The organism is Acinetobacter sp. AC1-2, assembly GCF_016124155.1.
Classification (GTDB): Bacteria; Pseudomonadota; Gammaproteobacteria; order Pseudomonadales; family Moraxellaceae; genus Acinetobacter; species Acinetobacter calcoaceticus.
The window spans coordinates 1741887-1756486 of the sequence record NZ_JABFFO010000001.1 but is presented as its reverse complement, the minus strand read 5'-3'; the positions used below and the strand labels follow the sequence as shown (position 1 = coordinate 1756486).

General features: G+C 38.9%; 15 protein-coding genes. 13 read left to right on the top strand and 2 right to left on the bottom strand.

Features of this window, described 5'->3' with window-relative positions; all coding sequences use genetic code 11:
- The first annotated feature begins 21 nt into the window (after positions 1-21).
- The 12 genes from paaB (at position 22) to HL290_RS08130 (ending at position 10416) form a co-directional block, all read left to right on the top strand.
- Positions 22-312, top strand: a complete 291-nt coding sequence (paaB, locus tag HL290_RS08185; RefSeq protein WP_004642197.1) for a 1,2-phenylacetyl-CoA epoxidase subunit PaaB — start codon at positions 22-24, stop codon at positions 310-312.
- Positions 313-323: 11 nt separating this feature from the next.
- Positions 324-1079, top strand: a complete 756-nt coding sequence (gene paaC / locus HL290_RS08180) for a 1,2-phenylacetyl-CoA epoxidase subunit PaaC (protein ID WP_198496152.1) — start codon at positions 324-326, stop codon at positions 1077-1079.
- A 16-nt stretch (positions 1080-1095) separates the two neighbouring features.
- Positions 1096-1596, top strand: a complete 501-nt coding sequence (gene paaD, locus HL290_RS08175; protein ID WP_005041603.1) for a 1,2-phenylacetyl-CoA epoxidase subunit PaaD — start codon at positions 1096-1098, stop codon at positions 1594-1596.
- Between the two features lie 23 nt (positions 1597-1619).
- Positions 1620-2681 (top strand): 1,2-phenylacetyl-CoA epoxidase subunit PaaE, encoded by a 1062-nt coding sequence (gene paaE, locus HL290_RS08170; protein ID WP_198496151.1) that lies wholly within the window; start codon positions 1620-1622, stop codon positions 2679-2681.
- A gap of 9 nt (positions 2682-2690) precedes the next feature.
- Positions 2691-3464, top strand: coding sequence for an enoyl-CoA hydratase-related protein (locus HL290_RS08165; RefSeq protein WP_198496150.1), 774 nt, complete (start codon positions 2691-2693; stop codon positions 3462-3464).
- A complete protein-coding gene (paaG, locus tag HL290_RS08160) occupies positions 3464-4255 on the top strand; it encodes a 2-(1,2-epoxy-1,2-dihydrophenyl)acetyl-CoA isomerase PaaG (RefSeq protein ID WP_016138680.1) in 792 nt (263 codons plus the stop codon). The genes HL290_RS08165 and paaG overlap by 1 nt, the downstream gene beginning before the upstream one ends.
- A gap of 2 nt (positions 4256-4257) precedes the next feature.
- A complete protein-coding gene (locus HL290_RS08155; RefSeq protein ID WP_198496149.1) occupies positions 4258-5796 on the top strand; it encodes a 3-hydroxyacyl-CoA dehydrogenase in 1539 nt (512 codons plus the stop codon).
- A 12-nt stretch (positions 5797-5808) separates the two neighbouring features.
- Positions 5809-7017 (top strand): 3-oxoadipyl-CoA thiolase, encoded by a 1209-nt coding sequence (gene pcaF / locus HL290_RS08150; RefSeq protein ID WP_016138678.1) that lies wholly within the window; start codon positions 5809-5811, stop codon positions 7015-7017.
- Between the two features lie 40 nt (positions 7018-7057).
- A complete protein-coding gene (gene paaK / locus HL290_RS08145) occupies positions 7058-8347 on the top strand; it encodes a phenylacetate--CoA ligase PaaK (RefSeq protein WP_017390397.1) in 1290 nt (429 codons plus the stop codon).
- Positions 8348-8400: 53 nt separating this feature from the next.
- Entirely contained in the window at positions 8401-9366 is a 966-nt protein-coding gene (paaX, locus tag HL290_RS08140; protein WP_000062822.1) for a phenylacetic acid degradation operon negative regulatory protein PaaX, read from the top strand.
- Entirely contained in the window at positions 9353-9958 is a 606-nt protein-coding gene (locus HL290_RS08135) for a DapH/DapD/GlmU-related protein (protein ID WP_198496148.1), read from the top strand. Before paaX ends, HL290_RS08135 begins: the two co-directional genes overlap by 14 nt.
- A 74-nt stretch (positions 9959-10032) precedes the next feature.
- Entirely contained in the window at positions 10033-10416 is a 384-nt protein-coding gene (locus HL290_RS08130) for a PaaI family thioesterase (protein WP_198496408.1), read from the top strand.
- An 82-nt stretch (positions 10417-10498) separates the two neighbouring features.
- Here the strand turns inward: HL290_RS08130 and HL290_RS08125 are convergent, their stop codons facing one another.
- A complete protein-coding gene (locus HL290_RS08125; RefSeq protein WP_198496147.1) occupies positions 10499-10708 on the bottom strand; it encodes a hypothetical protein in 210 nt (69 codons plus the stop codon).
- Positions 10709-11097: 389 nt separating this feature from the next.
- Between HL290_RS08125 and HL290_RS08120 the strand changes: the two genes are divergently transcribed.
- Positions 11098-12606 (top strand): SIR2 family protein, encoded by a 1509-nt coding sequence (locus HL290_RS08120; RefSeq protein ID WP_198496407.1) that lies wholly within the window; start codon positions 11098-11100, stop codon positions 12604-12606.
- Between the two features lie 142 nt (positions 12607-12748).
- On the opposite strand, the gene HL290_RS08115 is transcribed toward HL290_RS08120, so the two are convergent.
- On the bottom strand, positions 12749-14593 hold the full coding sequence (locus HL290_RS08115) for a nuclease-related domain-containing DEAD/DEAH box helicase (RefSeq protein ID WP_198496146.1): 1845 nt from the start codon (positions 14591-14593) through the stop codon (positions 12749-12751).
- Positions 14594-14600: the final 7 nt, after the last annotated feature.

Genomic DNA, 14600 nt, shown 5'->3' with positions numbered 1-14600 from the left:
GAAAAATTTGAGGAAATCAAAATGGAAGATAAAAACAACTGGTCACTCTACGAAGTATTTGTCCGTAGTAAACAAGGCTTAAGCCACCGTCATGTAGGCAGCTTAAGAGCACCAGATGATGAAATCGCACTTCAACATGCTCGTGATGTTTATACACGCCGTAATGAAGGCATTAGCATTTGGGTGATTCGTTCTGAACTCATTAAGTCTTCACAGCCAGATGAAAAAGCTGAATTTTTCGATCCTGCTCTAGATAAGGTTTACCGTCATCCGACTTTTTACCATATTCCAGATGGCATTGAGCATATGTAAGGGGTTGGAAAATGAATCATTCAGTTTTATCTAAATTCTTATTACATATTGGCGACAGTCAACTGGTTTTATCTCAGCGTTTGGCTGAATGGTGTGGACATGCACCTGAGCTTGAAGTTGATATCGCTTTAGCAAATATCGGTTTGGACTTGTTAGGTCAGGCAAGAAACTTTCTGACTTTGGCAGGCCAATATGATGAAAACCAGCGTGATGAAGATCAGCTTGCGTATTTCCGTACAGAACGTGAGTTTCTAAACTTATTGTTATGCGAACAACCAAACGGTGATTTTGCACAAACGATTGTACGCCAGTGGTTGATGGATCATTACCATCTTCATTTATTTACTGCTTTAACCCAAAGCTCGCTTCCTGAATTAAGTGCGCTTGCTGTGAAATCGTTAAAAGAAGTGAAGTATCACATCCGTTTTTCAACAAGCTGGATGGAACGTTTAAGTTTAAGCACAGATGAAGCGCATCAACGTGTGCAAGATGGATTAAATAATTTATGGCGTTTTACCGCTGAGTTATTTGAACTTAATGCAGACGAGCAATCATTAGTCACACAAGGTGTGATTCTAGATTTTTCAAATGAAAAAGAACAATGGGACAAAACCATTGCAGATGAGCTTAAGCGCTTTGAATTAAATGTTGTTGTTAACGGTGCTTATCGCCGCGGTGCGAAACAAGGATTGCATACCGAGCATTTAGGTTATTTGTTGGCTGAAATGCAAAGTATTCAAAGAACTTATCCAGGAATGACCTGGTAAGACAAGGAGGTGAGCCATGCACATGATTCGTCATTGCATCGACCAATGTTGGGATGTTCTACAAACGGTAAGTGACCCAGAAATTCCGGTTTTATCTGTTGTGGATTTAGGCATGATTCGTGGCGTAGACATTAACGATCAACAAGAAATTGTAGTTCGTCTAACGCCAACATATAGCGGTTGCCCAGCAACAGATATGTTGAAAGCACAAATTGTTGAGGCATTTACCGCAGAAGCGTTGACCCCAGTCAAAGTGATGGTCGATTTATCAGAAGCATGGACCACGGACTGGATGTCTGAGGCGGGTAAAAAGAAATTGCAAGTTTATGGCATTGCGCCACCTGAAGGGTTGGCACATCAGTGTGGTACGCATGTTCATTTGATTGATGGTGTCGAGTGCCCACGTTGTAAAAGCCGACATACCCGACTGTTAACAGAGTTTAGTTCTACCGCCTGTAAAGCACTTTATAAATGTCAGGACTGTCTTGAGCCTTTTGATTACTTCAAATGTATTTAAGTCTTTAGATAAGGAAATCAGCCATGAGCCAATTTGTACCCTTAAAAGTAAAAAGTATTACGCCTCAAACCGATCAGGCAATTTGTATTTCATTTGATGTTGTACTAGAACAACAAGAACAATTTCAATTTCAACCGGGTCAACACTTAACCATTCGCCATTTAACTGAAGCTGGTGAAATCCGCCGTTGTTATTCAATTTGTAGCTATGCTGCAAAAGAAGACATCAGTATTGCTGTTAAAAAAATTGATCAGGGGCAATTTTCACATTGGGCAAATGACCATTTACAAGTGGGCGATGTGCTTGAAGTGATGCCACCACAAGGCGTGTTTTTTCAAAAAGCAGCAAAGGCTGGTGGGCAAAACTATTTAGGCGTTGCTGCGGGCAGTGGTATTACCCCAATTTTATCGATTGTTAAGCAGGTTCTGTTTGAACAGCCTGAAGCTAAATTTACGTTGCTCTATGGCAATCGTTCGTGGAAACAAACCATGTTTGCCGAGCAAATTATGGATTTGAAAGATCAGTTCAAAGAGCGTTTTCAACTCATCAATATTTTTTCTCGTGAGTTCAACGACAGTGAACTAATGAATGGTCGTATTGATGCAGAAAAGCTAAAACAGCTTTTTGATTTTGATGTGCTTGAAACGAGTTTTGACCATGTTTTTGCCTGTGGTCCAGACGAAATGATGAATACTGTAGAAAGCACGTTACCAAATTATGGGATTGCAGCAGAGAAAATTCACACTGAACGTTTCCATACAGGGCAAGCCCGTAAACGTAGTGCTGAAGCTGATGCAAACCGTAAAGAAGAAAAAGTAAACATCATTTTAGATGGTCGTGAGCTGATCGTTTCTGTGGCTCAAGACGATGAAAGTATTCTTGATGCGGCTTTACGTGCAGGAGCTGACTTACCGTATGCCTGTAAAGGTGGGGTGTGTGCGACCTGTCGTTGTAAAGTTGTTTCAGGTGAAGTGGATATGTTCCTTAACTATAGTCTTGAAAAAGATGAAGTCGAAAGGGGCTATGTGCTCAGCTGCCAGACCTTACCAAAAGGTCCAAATGTTCGCTTGAGTTTTGATGAATAGAGGCCTTTCATGCAAGAGTTGATCAAAGCCAGCACAACAACTGACGGTGTTTTGTTATTAGCCCTAAACCGTCCAGAAAAAAGAAATGCTTTAAACAATGCAACATTGCAGTGTTTATGCGAATTACTCGAAGAAGCTGAACATAACGCTCAAGTTAAAGCTGTGGTTTTAACGGGTAACGCTCAATGTTTTGCGGCTGGGGCAGATCTTAGCGAGTTGGCTGCTATGGACGCTGTGTCTTTGCAACTCGATATTCGTCCGAAGCTTTGGCAAAAAATTGATGCTTTTAGTAAGCCGCTCATTAGTGCAGTGAATGGCTATGCCTTAGGCGCTGGGTTTGAGTTGGTTTTGCATTCGGATATGGTGATTTGCGGTGAAAATGCCCGTTTTGCTTTACCTGAAATTGGCCTTGGTATGTTGCCGGGTGCAGGTGGAACACAGCGTTTAGCGCGCTTGGTTGGGCAACAACTCACAATGCGCTGGGCCATGACAGGTGAGATGATTTCGGCAAAACAGGCAGAGCAACATGGTATTTGCAGTCAGGTTGTACCGACTGAATTAACCGTTGAATATGCTATTCAACTTGCAGCCAAAATTGCGAAGCAAGCGCCTTTAGCGATTCGCGTGATTAAACAATCAATTAAAAATATTCATGAAACGACTTTAAGTCAGGGACTCAAGTTTGAACGTCAAAACTTTGTCTGGCTGGCAGCTACAAAAGATCGAAACGAAGGGATTAATGCTTTCTTTGAGAAAAGAAAGCCAGTGTTTAGAGGTGAGTGATGGACTATCAAAATATTATTGCTGAAGAAAAAAATGGTGTTGGCTACCTGACATTTAACCGCCCAAAAGCACTGAATAGCTTTAACGTTGATATGCACCGTGAAGTGGCCGAGGTTTTAAACCAGTGGACTAAAAATCCGGATGTTCGCTGTGTGGTGATTAGCGGCGAAGGCCGTGGCTTTTGTGCAGGGCAAGATTTAGGTGATCGTGTAGTAGACCCAAACGCTGAAGCTCCAGATTTAGGATATTCCATTGAAACTTACTATAACCCGCTCATTAAAACGATTGTAAACATGCCAAAGCCTGTCATTTGCGCCGTAAATGGTGTGGCAGCAGGCGCAGGGGCAAATATTGCGTTGGCGTGTGATTTGGTGATTGCAGCTAAATCGGCAAACTTTGTACAAGCATTTTGTCGCTTAGGTTTAGTTCCTGACTCTGCGGGTACATGGTTTTTACCACGTGCCGTAGGCCATGCGCGTGCGATGGGCTTAACTTTGTTAGGTGACAAGCTCCCAGCAGAAACCGCAAAAGAATGGGGCATGATTTGGGATGTGGTTGAAGATGCCGAGCTTAAAGCAAAGGTGACTGAACTCGCGGAACGTTTAGCGAAACAGCCTACTTTTGGTCTATCTCTTATTAAAAAAGCCATTCATCAATCAAGCAACAACACCTTTGATGAGCAAGTGCTGTTAGAGCGTGATTTACAACGGATTGCTGGTCGTTCAGAAGATTATCGTGAAGGTGTGCAAGCCTTTATGAATAAACGTGAACCAAATTTTAAAGGGCGCTAAGCATGACAGATTTAGACTTATCTCGTGCCCGAATTGCCGTCATTGGTTCTGGCACCATGGGCATCGGTATTGCCCAGTTAGCCATCGTCAATGGGCACTCGACCATTTTATATGACCTAGATGCTCAAAAAGCGCAACAAGCCGTTGAGGGCTTGGGGCAAACTTTTAAAAAGCTGGTCGAAAAGAACAAGCTTACTCAACAGCAAGCTGAAGAAGCCTTAGCGCGTTTAACTGTAGTCAATCAGGTTGAAGCACTGCGTGATGCTGACTTGGTTATTGAAGCGGTCGTTGAAAAAAAAGAAGTTAAACAGTCTTTATTTAAACAACTCGCTGAGATTTGTAGTGCGCAAACCATTTTTGCAAGCAATACATCTTCAATTTCAGTGACTGCAATTTCGGCTGGCATTGCTCACCCTGAGCGCGTGGTGGGTTTACACTTTTTTAACCCTGCGCCAGTCATGAAACTGGTTGAAATTGTGCAAGGCTTAAAAACACCAAACAGCTTATGTTTGGCTTTAAAAAACTTGATGTTGGGCTGGAAAAAAATTCCGGTACTTACCAAGTCGACTCCTGGTTTTATTGTCAACAGAATTGCACGTCCGTTTTATGCAGAAGGTTTTAGAGCTCTGCAAGAACAAGTCACCAGCTACGACCAACTAGACTATGCCTTAAAGCAATGTGGCGGTTTCGCGATGGGGCCGTGTGAACTCACAGACCTCATTGGTCAAGACGTTAACTTTTCGGTGACGCAAAGCGTTTATCAGGAGTTTTTTTACGAGCCACGCTACCGTCCAAGCTTGATTCAAAAAGAATTGGTCGATGCAGGAGCTTGGGGCCGTAAGTCAAAACAGGGCTTTTATACTTATAACGAAAAAAATCAGTACGAGACATTTCAGCCTAAAGCTGTGGCTACCAAGCCAATTGATGCACATATTCAGTTAAAAGGTGCTTGGTCTCAGCTACCTGCTTTTCTAACGCGTTTAGGTTTAAAAAGCGGATCTGTGAACGATGACAATATGCTTCAAATTGATGATATCGATTTACGTTTAAGCCAAGGTGAGTCAGCCAATATTCACTACTTAAGCCGTAAAGTGGTTTTAATGGATTGGCATCATGATTTTGCGCAGGCAGAGGCTTTAGTACTCAGTCATAACGAGCTTTGTGAAGCAAGTGATCTGGCTAAAGTTGAAGCTTATTTTGCGCAATTTGGCATGAGCGTGATGTGGATTAAAGACCATCCGGCACTGTTAACCTTACGCACCATCGCTTTACTCATTAATGAAGCCTGCGAAGCAAGTTTACATGGTGTTGCGAGTCTGGAAGATATTGATAATGCCATGAAATATGGAGTGAATTATCCTAAGGGTCCTTACCAGTGGTTGACACAAATGGGCGGTGCTTATGTGCTCCAAACCTTAAATAACTTATATGCACTGTATGGAGAGGAAAAATATCGCGCGAGTATCTACCTCAAGCAATATGTAGCAAAAACTCAAAACATTGCTACTCAATATTCACGTGATATGACCGAATTTGCATAATCAGGAGTCAACATGGAAGACGTTTTAATTTGCGATTTTATTCGTACCCCAATTGGACGATATGCAGGTGCCCTAAGTGCTGTACGTGCAGATGATTTAGCTGCATTGCCCATCAAATATTTAAAAGATAAACACCCGAACCTGCCGTGGAATACTGTAGACGAAGTATTTTTAGGATGCGCTAACCAAGCAGGTGAAGACAACCGTAATGTTGCACGTATGGCAACACTCTTGGCTGGCTTACCAGATACAGTACCGGCTATGACGGTCAACCGTTTGTGTGCATCGGGCTTAGATGCGGTAGGACTTGCGGCACGTTCAATTAAAGCAGGTGAAGCACAGTTCGTGTTGGCAGGTGGTGTAGAGTCAATGAGCCGTGCGCCATTTGTACAAGCTAAACCAACAGAAGCGTTTAGCCGTACACCTGAAATTTACGACACGACTATTGGCTGGCGCTTTGTAAATAAGCAATTCAAAGCACAATACGGTACCGACAGCATGCCGGAAACTGCCGAAAATGTAGCTGGAAAATATCAGATTAGTCGTGAAGACCAAGATGCGTTTGCATTGCGTAGCCAACAAAAAACGGCTGCGGCACAACAAAACGGTTTCTTTAACGATGAGATCTTGCCTGTCGAGATTGTAGATCGTAAGAAAAACGTGACCGTTGTTAGCCGTGATGAACATCCGCGTGAAACGACCCTTGAAGCACTTGCTAAGCTAAAAGCCCCGTTTAAAAAAGAAGGTGGCTCGGTGACTGCCGGAAATGCCTCTGGTGTAAATGATGGCGCCGCGTGTGTGTTAATTACCAACCGTACATTTGCAGATACACATGGTTTAAAACCTTTAGCACGAGTGATTGGCCTTGCAAGTGCAGGGGTTGAACCCAAATATATGGGTATAGGTCCTGTTCCGGCTGTGCAGAAACTTTTAAAGCAAACTGGTTTGACGCTAGATCAGATGGATGTGATTGAGCTGAATGAAGCATTCGCAGTCCAATCTTTGGCTTGTATGCGTGAACTTGGTCTAAAAGATAACGATGAACGCGTTAATCCAAACGGTGGTGCGATCGCGTTAGGACATCCGTTAGGTATGAGTGGTACACGTTTAGTCATTACTGCAACACGTGAGCTAAAAAAACGAGGTGGACGCTATGCACTTTGCACTATGTGTGTGGGTGTTGGACAAGGCGTCGCACTGATTTTGGAAAATTTAAATTAATTCAGACGGTTTTAAAAATTACATAATGAGGAGAGAGGCGATGGACAGCCTTACAACGGATAATGTTGAACAATTAACACTTGCAGAGCTTAGAGAGCTGCAAACTAAACGGTTAAAACAAACCCTGACTTTTGTATATGAAAATAGTCCGGTCTATAAGAAAAAGTTCGATGAAGCGGGTGTACATCCTGATGACTTCGTAACTTTGGACGATCTGGCGAAATTTCCATTTACCACCAAACAGGATTTAAGAGACAACTATCCGTTTGGAATGTTTGCCGTACCGCAAGAGCAAATTGTGCGTTTACATGCGTCATCGGGCACAACGGGTAAACCGACCGTGGTGGGTTATACTCAAAAAGATATTAATACTTGGTCGGACATTGTTGCGCGTTGCTTACGCATGGCGGGTTTAAGTGCCAAAGATATGATTCAGGTTGCTTATGGTTATGGACTATTTACTGGTGGTCTAGGTGCACATTATGGCGCTGAACGCTTAGGTGCAACCGTGATTCCAATGTCTGGTGGACAAACTGAAAAGCAAGTTCAGCTCATTCAAGACTTTAAACCTACTGCAATTATGGTTACGCCATCGTATTGCGTCAGTATTATTGAAAAGCTGGAACAACAATTTGGTACTGCACGTAATACATCTTTAAAAGTCGGTATTTTTGGTGCCGAGCCGTGGACCAACGAACTTCGCCGTGAAATTGAAGAACGCCTCAATATTAAAGCACTCGATATTTATGGTTTGTCTGAGGTGATGGGTCCGGGTGTTGCGATGCAGTGCTTAGGTGAGGGCGAGGGATTAACGATTTGGGAAGATCATTTCTACCCAGAAATTATTAACCCTGAAACGGGTGAAGTCTGTAAAGATGGCGAACTTGGTGAGTTAGTCTTTACGACCATTACCAAAGAAGGCTTACCGATTATTCGTTACCGTACCCGTGATTTGACCCGTTTACTCGCTGGCGAAAATCTGGCAATGCGTAAGATGGATAAAATTGTGGGCCGTAGTGACGACATGCTCATTATTCGCGGCGTGAATGTTTTCCCGACCCAAATTGAAGAGCAAATTTTGCAAGTTCCGCATTTAGTTCCAAATTATGAAATTTTGGTGACTAAAAAAGGCCATATGGATACTTTGCATATTCGTACAGAGATGTGTCATAACTGTACTATACAGGCCAATCAACTTGCTCAGGAGTTGATGAAACGCATTAAAACCATGATTGGGATTAGCGTTACTGTAGAGGTTGTTACAGAAGCGACCTTACCTCGTTCGGAAGGTAAGGCAAAGCGGGTAATCGATATGCGTCAGATTGCTTAACATCAAGATCATTCAGGGTATAGAATCTATACCCTGAAACTAAACGCCAAGACATGAGTATGAGTGCAAAAATACAGCAAATAATTGATTCTGTTGTAAAGAATGAGACCTTAAGTGGAACTTCGCTTATTTCGACAATTTTTGGAGATTCAGTACTTCATAGGGGTGGAAACATTAGTCTTGCAAGCCTGATTCAGTTATTAGAGCTATTTGGTTTTAATGACCGTGCTGTAAGAACCTCTGTTTTTCGTTTAGTTAAAAATGATTGGTTATGTTCAGACAAAATTGGCAGAACCAGTTTTTATCGAATTACCGATTCGAGCCGTTCGACTTATTTGCAAGCCGAGCAACGTATTTATAACGACCAGATGAAAGAGTGGGACCATTATTGGGATCTTATTCTGATGTCTAGCCTCGATACTGAAAATAAAGCGTTGTTAAAAAAAGAACTGGAATGGTTAGGATTTGCCAATATTTCCACAAACTTAATGGCTTATCCGGGCTGTAACCGTATTGAACTGCAACGCTTGTTGGTTGACTTGAATATGAGTGAGCAAGTGGTGGTGTTTAAAGCCGAAACATTGCAGCTCTTTAATAATTCGGTCGATACCATTGGTCGTATGCTCAGAACCAACTGGCCAATTGATGAATTACGTCAAAGATATTTACAGTTTCTCGATATTTTTAGAGAAATTGGCGTGTTGCTGATGCAGGAAAACGAACAACTCGAACCTGTTCAGGCCTTTCAAATTCGAACTTTGCTGATTCATTATTATCGACGGATTTTGTTGAAAGACCCTGCATTGCCGCTTGAGTTGTTGCCAACTGACTGGCCTGCGATTAGTGCACGAACTTTATCAATGAATATTTATAAAAAAGTATTTGAACCTGCGGATGAATACTTCTTGTCTGTTGCCGCAACAGCAGAAGGACCAATGCCAAATGCCACAGCACATTATTGGCGCCGTTTCGGAGGTTTGGTGGCGACAAATGAGAGGTTAAATCATGCCTTGTTATAGTATTGACGGTGTTATTCCGGTGGTAAGCCCAGAGGCTTTTGTACACCCAACTGCTGTTTTAATTGGTGATGTGATTATTGAAGCGGGTGTATATATCGGGCCATTTGCCTCATTGCGTGCCGATTTTGGCCGTATCCATATTAAGCAAAATGCCAATATACAAGATAACTGCACCATCCATGGTTTTCCACAAAGCGTGACCTTAGTTGAGGAAATGGGCCACATAGGGCATGGCACAACTTTACATGGCTGCCGCATTGGAAAAAATGTTTTAGTCGGCATGAACAGCGTAATTTTGGACTATGCCGAAATTGGTGAAAACACCATTATTGGCGCAAATAGTCTGGTCAAAACCAAAGACGTTATTCCGGCAAATGTATTGGCAATGGGCAGTCCTGCCAAGGTTGCACGTGATTTATCAGAACAAGAAAAAAAGTGGAAAACCAGAGGCACGCAAGAATACATTGAACTTGCACAGCGCTGCTTAAACTCAATGCAAGAAGTTCAGCCTTTAAGCTCAGAATTGGATGAACGCCTGACCTATAAGGACTTTAGTTCTTCAAACTATCAGATTAAACAAGATAGTGTTTAACAGCTTTTAATCAGTCGATTTCAATAATGGATTCATAACATTTAGGGAATACTCGCATGAGTAGGGAGACGTTTGTGCAAAAAATGGAAACCACTGCGGTTGATCAATTCGCAGAGCTATTGGGTGTACAAGTGCTGCATCGCAGTTTTGATGAAGCACGTTGCCAGCTTAATGTGAAAGATGAGCACATGAATGCATTGGGCGGCGTGCATGGCGGCGTCATATTTTCTTTAGCCGATATTGCTTTTGCGATGGCTTGTAATGCAGGGGATGCGCCATATACGGGACTACAGGCTGATATTCGCTATATGAGCGGTCCTAAAGATAGGGCGTTATTTGCGACAGCAACCAAGGTCGGAAGTAGTAAGAAATTTGCGCATTATGAAGTGTTGATAACAGACGGTTTGAATAATAGAGTCGCTTTATTTACATCTACGTGTTACAGACTTGCGCCGTAATGTGTGATTCAATAGTAATTAGCAGTTATCAAATTCTTAAAGTCAAAAAGGAGCTAGAAGCTCCTTTTTGGTGATTGTGTTGTTACCATCTAATAGGAGTTTTGGTAGCTGTGTCTATACCAAACTTCTTGAAAAGATCCCCTAGCGCTAAGTGGCGATACTGGTTTGAGGCAATTTGTGAAAAATCAAACCATTGCTCAGATGTGAATTGATTTATATGAGAGCAAGGTGGATAGCCATTTTGAACTAAAAAAGTATTAATTTCTTGTAGCATTGCGTCGACTTCAGACATGTTTTTTAAACCTAAATTAGATATGAATCTTCATTATAAATCGCTATTAAAAACTCAATTTTTTTTGTTCCACATAGATTTTTTAGTCGTTTTTGTTTATTAACTTATAGCTAAGGTAAAAAAATTCACCTGTGTTAGGTTCTTTATCATTAGTCATGAAAGGGGAGAATACTTCGGCTAAATCAGCTTAGGTTAGCTCACTAGCCATTCCTTGGGTTCATAAATAAAAGCAAAGCTCTGAAATTTTCAGGTCATCGTTGTTTAGGGAACTGGCACTCAAAGTAACCTAATGAGAAGTATAAAAAATAAAGTCAATTTCTAAATTGCTTGAACAGTTTCAAGAATATAAGATGAGAATGTCTTTAGAAAAACACATTAGAAGCGGTAGCATGGATATTTTTGAATTTGTTAGTGGTTACAAAAACCATCCAGTATTATTTGTAGGGACTGGACTAAGCTTAAGATATTTAGATAATTCATTTACATGGGAAGGGTTACTGAAATATATTGCTATTGAACTGTATGGAAGTGATGAAAAATTTTATGATTTAAAGAGTACAGTTTACAATCAGCATGACGGCTCTCATGATTTAATGAAACTAGCTGAAACCTTAGAAAAAGAATTTAATGAGATTGCTCAGAATGATAAAGATGGTAAATTCTCTGATATTAATCAATTATTCTATCAAGCTGCTCGTCAAGGTAAAACCTTAAGTCGTTTTAAAATCTATGTAAAAAATTTATTAACTCCGTTAAATTACAGGTCTGAAAGAAGGGAAGAGATAGAGACATTCAAAAGAGTATCGAAGAATATTTCATCTGTTGTAACTACAAATTATGACCGTATGATTGAAGACTTAATTCAATTTCAGCCACTAATCGGGAATGAAATTCTTTTAAGTAATCCTTATGGGTCTATTTATAAAATTCATGGATGTGTTAATCATCCAGAAAAAATAATTTTAACAAGTAAAGATTATGATATATTTTTTAAAAGATATGAGTTAATTAGAGCACAGCTAATTTCTTTGTTTGTACATAATCCTATTATTTTTTTAGGTTATAGTGTTGGCGATACAAATATTAAAGAGATCCTTAGTACGATTTATAAGTATGTGGAAATTAATTCTCCAGAAGCTGAAGAAATTAGAAAAAACTTTTTACTTGTAGAGTATGAGGCAGGATCAGATTCTTTAGATATTCAAGATCATGATATTTTAATTAATGGTTCTATGATTAGAATTAATAAGGTTAAAACTGATGATTATATGAGTATATATAAAGCTATTGAAGATTTATCATTGCCAGTTTCAGCACTTGAAGTTAGAAAAGTTCTGGATGTTGTCAGGGAAATTGTTGCGGGTGGAACGATTAAAGTTAGTGTTGCAGATGATATCGAGACTCTGAAAAATTCTGATAAAGTTTTAGCAATTGATTCAAAAGAAAATATTAAGTATTTATATAAAATCAATAATCCTGCCCAGTTTATAAGTGAATATTTTGAAATCATCAATACAAATAACTGTGAAATAGTTGAACTATTAGATGATATGGTTGTCCCGATTAATCAATGGTTTCCAGCTTATGGATTTAGTAAAATCTGTCCGGAATTGAAGTGTTCTGCAACACTGAAAAGGTCTCAAAGTGATAAAATTTATGCTTATCATCAAAACTCTAAAAAGGATAGATTTGAAAATTTTCCAGCTACATCAATTCAGAGTATTTTAGATACTGACCAAATTAGAAAGACTTATAAGTTGGATGCAATATTTCACTTTATTTTGAATGATACTCTTAGTCTTGATGATTTGAAAAATTATATTGATAGTTTAGAAGATGATAGAAATTCAGAATATAGGAAGCTATTATGTTTATATGATTTTAAGAAATACTCTTAAAATTTAGATTAATTTAAAAGAGATAGATATATTGTAGAAATGGTTTTTATAAGTCAATTCAGCTATCCAAAATAAATTTATCTTTGATTTTATATATAAAGGGTGATCAAAAAATATGATCTCCCTTTAATTTTATTTACAACTAATTAAAATGATTGTAAATGTGAGAGATATAGCCTCGATCATTTATAAAGGGGATAATTAAATGTTGCTGTGCTCTAGTTATTCCTACATATGCAAGACATTTTTCAGCCTCTGGATCTCTATCTTCTCTAGGCATGCTATCTAAACCAACAAAAAATGCTATCGGAAATTCTAGACCTTTACAGCCTTCAATATACATAACTTTAATGCTATTTAATAAAGGATTAAAGTTCAGCTTTTCTTCACGTCTTAGTAAAAAAGTGACTGCATCAGAGCCGAAAGTCTCTAATAAGTTTTTTCTGATCAGTGGAAGCAAATCGTTACTGCTAGGCGCAATGATGATGCCAATATCTTTAAATGTGTATTTATCTGATGAAACTGCCTTTTGAATTGCTTTAGTCAAAAATAAAGTTAATTCTTCACTATTGTTTAACTGCTTAAGAACTGGGTCAGAGCCAGAATGGCAATATTCTATATTGGGTATTAGACGAGAAGATAAATCATCTTCATCTGTTAATATTTCATTTGAACCATCAGAAAATAAACTTGCTAATTTAAGAATTTCTTTTGTATTTCTATAGCATTCTTTGAGTTCAGTTGGCTTTTTACCTTGTACCGTTAGTCCCACAGATTTCCAATTAGGACGCTTTCTACCAAACACATTCTGTGCTGGGTCATAGCAAAATAGGATACTATTTGTCTCAGGATCAATTAGATTGGTTATTCCACGCACCCAATCATCTGAAAGATCTTGACCTTCATCAATTAAAATCGCTTGATATTTTTCAGTAGAATTTTGATTTATATGGTCGAATAATAAATGACCTATTCGCTCATTATATTGACTTTGATCTTCATCTGGATATTTTTTTAAATTTGCTTGAGTAATTTTCTTAACTAGTCCATGAAAATGAGTAATAGTGATATTTGATGGTGAATTTTCATTTAAAATATTAAGTTTAAGTTGATTTAATAAATTAAGATTAAAACATATAACAAGAATTTTCCACTCAGGATTTGTCTGCTGGAGGTACTTAGCACGACACGAGAGCACAACGCTTTTCCCACTTCCTGCTACACCTTTTAGAATACGATGTCCTTCACCGATATTTTTTGCGACCTTTTCTTGTTCAATACTTAAAGCTTTAATATTATTTATATTTAATATTTCTGTTTGATCACCAATACGGATTTCAGGAAATAAAGTATATCTTAGATGCTGTAACTCTTTAAAACCTAGTGGTTCAAAAGGAAAATTAATGCGATCAAATTTTAAAGAAGCTTTTATTTTTTTGATAAAATTTTTACATTCATCTCTATCATCTAGATCAAAATTAAGGTCATCAGAAAACAATACTTGATCATTTGGTATTATTGAATCATTAATTAATCCTAACTCATTTGCTTCTTTACGGTTCATATTTGTAAAAGCAATACATTTACCAATAGGAAAGCGGATGTTTCCTGAATATTCACCTTCAGTTTGAATTAGAGAAGTATTCTTTCCTACAAGGTCTCGAATTTTATTGACATAATTTCTTGCTTGTTGTAATGGGTTTATAACTTCTACTTCTTCATTTTCATTATAGAAGTTACCGCGAAATTTACGCGGATTAAAACTTTTAAATCTATTTTTAGACCAATCTTTTACTTCTAAGACTATTATGCCGAAATCTTGACTGAAAATTACAAAGTCGCTATATCGACCTAGTACAGGAGTATCATACCAAACATAATGTTCATCATCAGGATGAAGAGCTTCTCGTAAAATTTTGAATATTTTCTTCTCACCAGATGTTGCTTTATGAATTTTTAAAATACTTTCAGGAATCATTTCAGCCATAGATTTA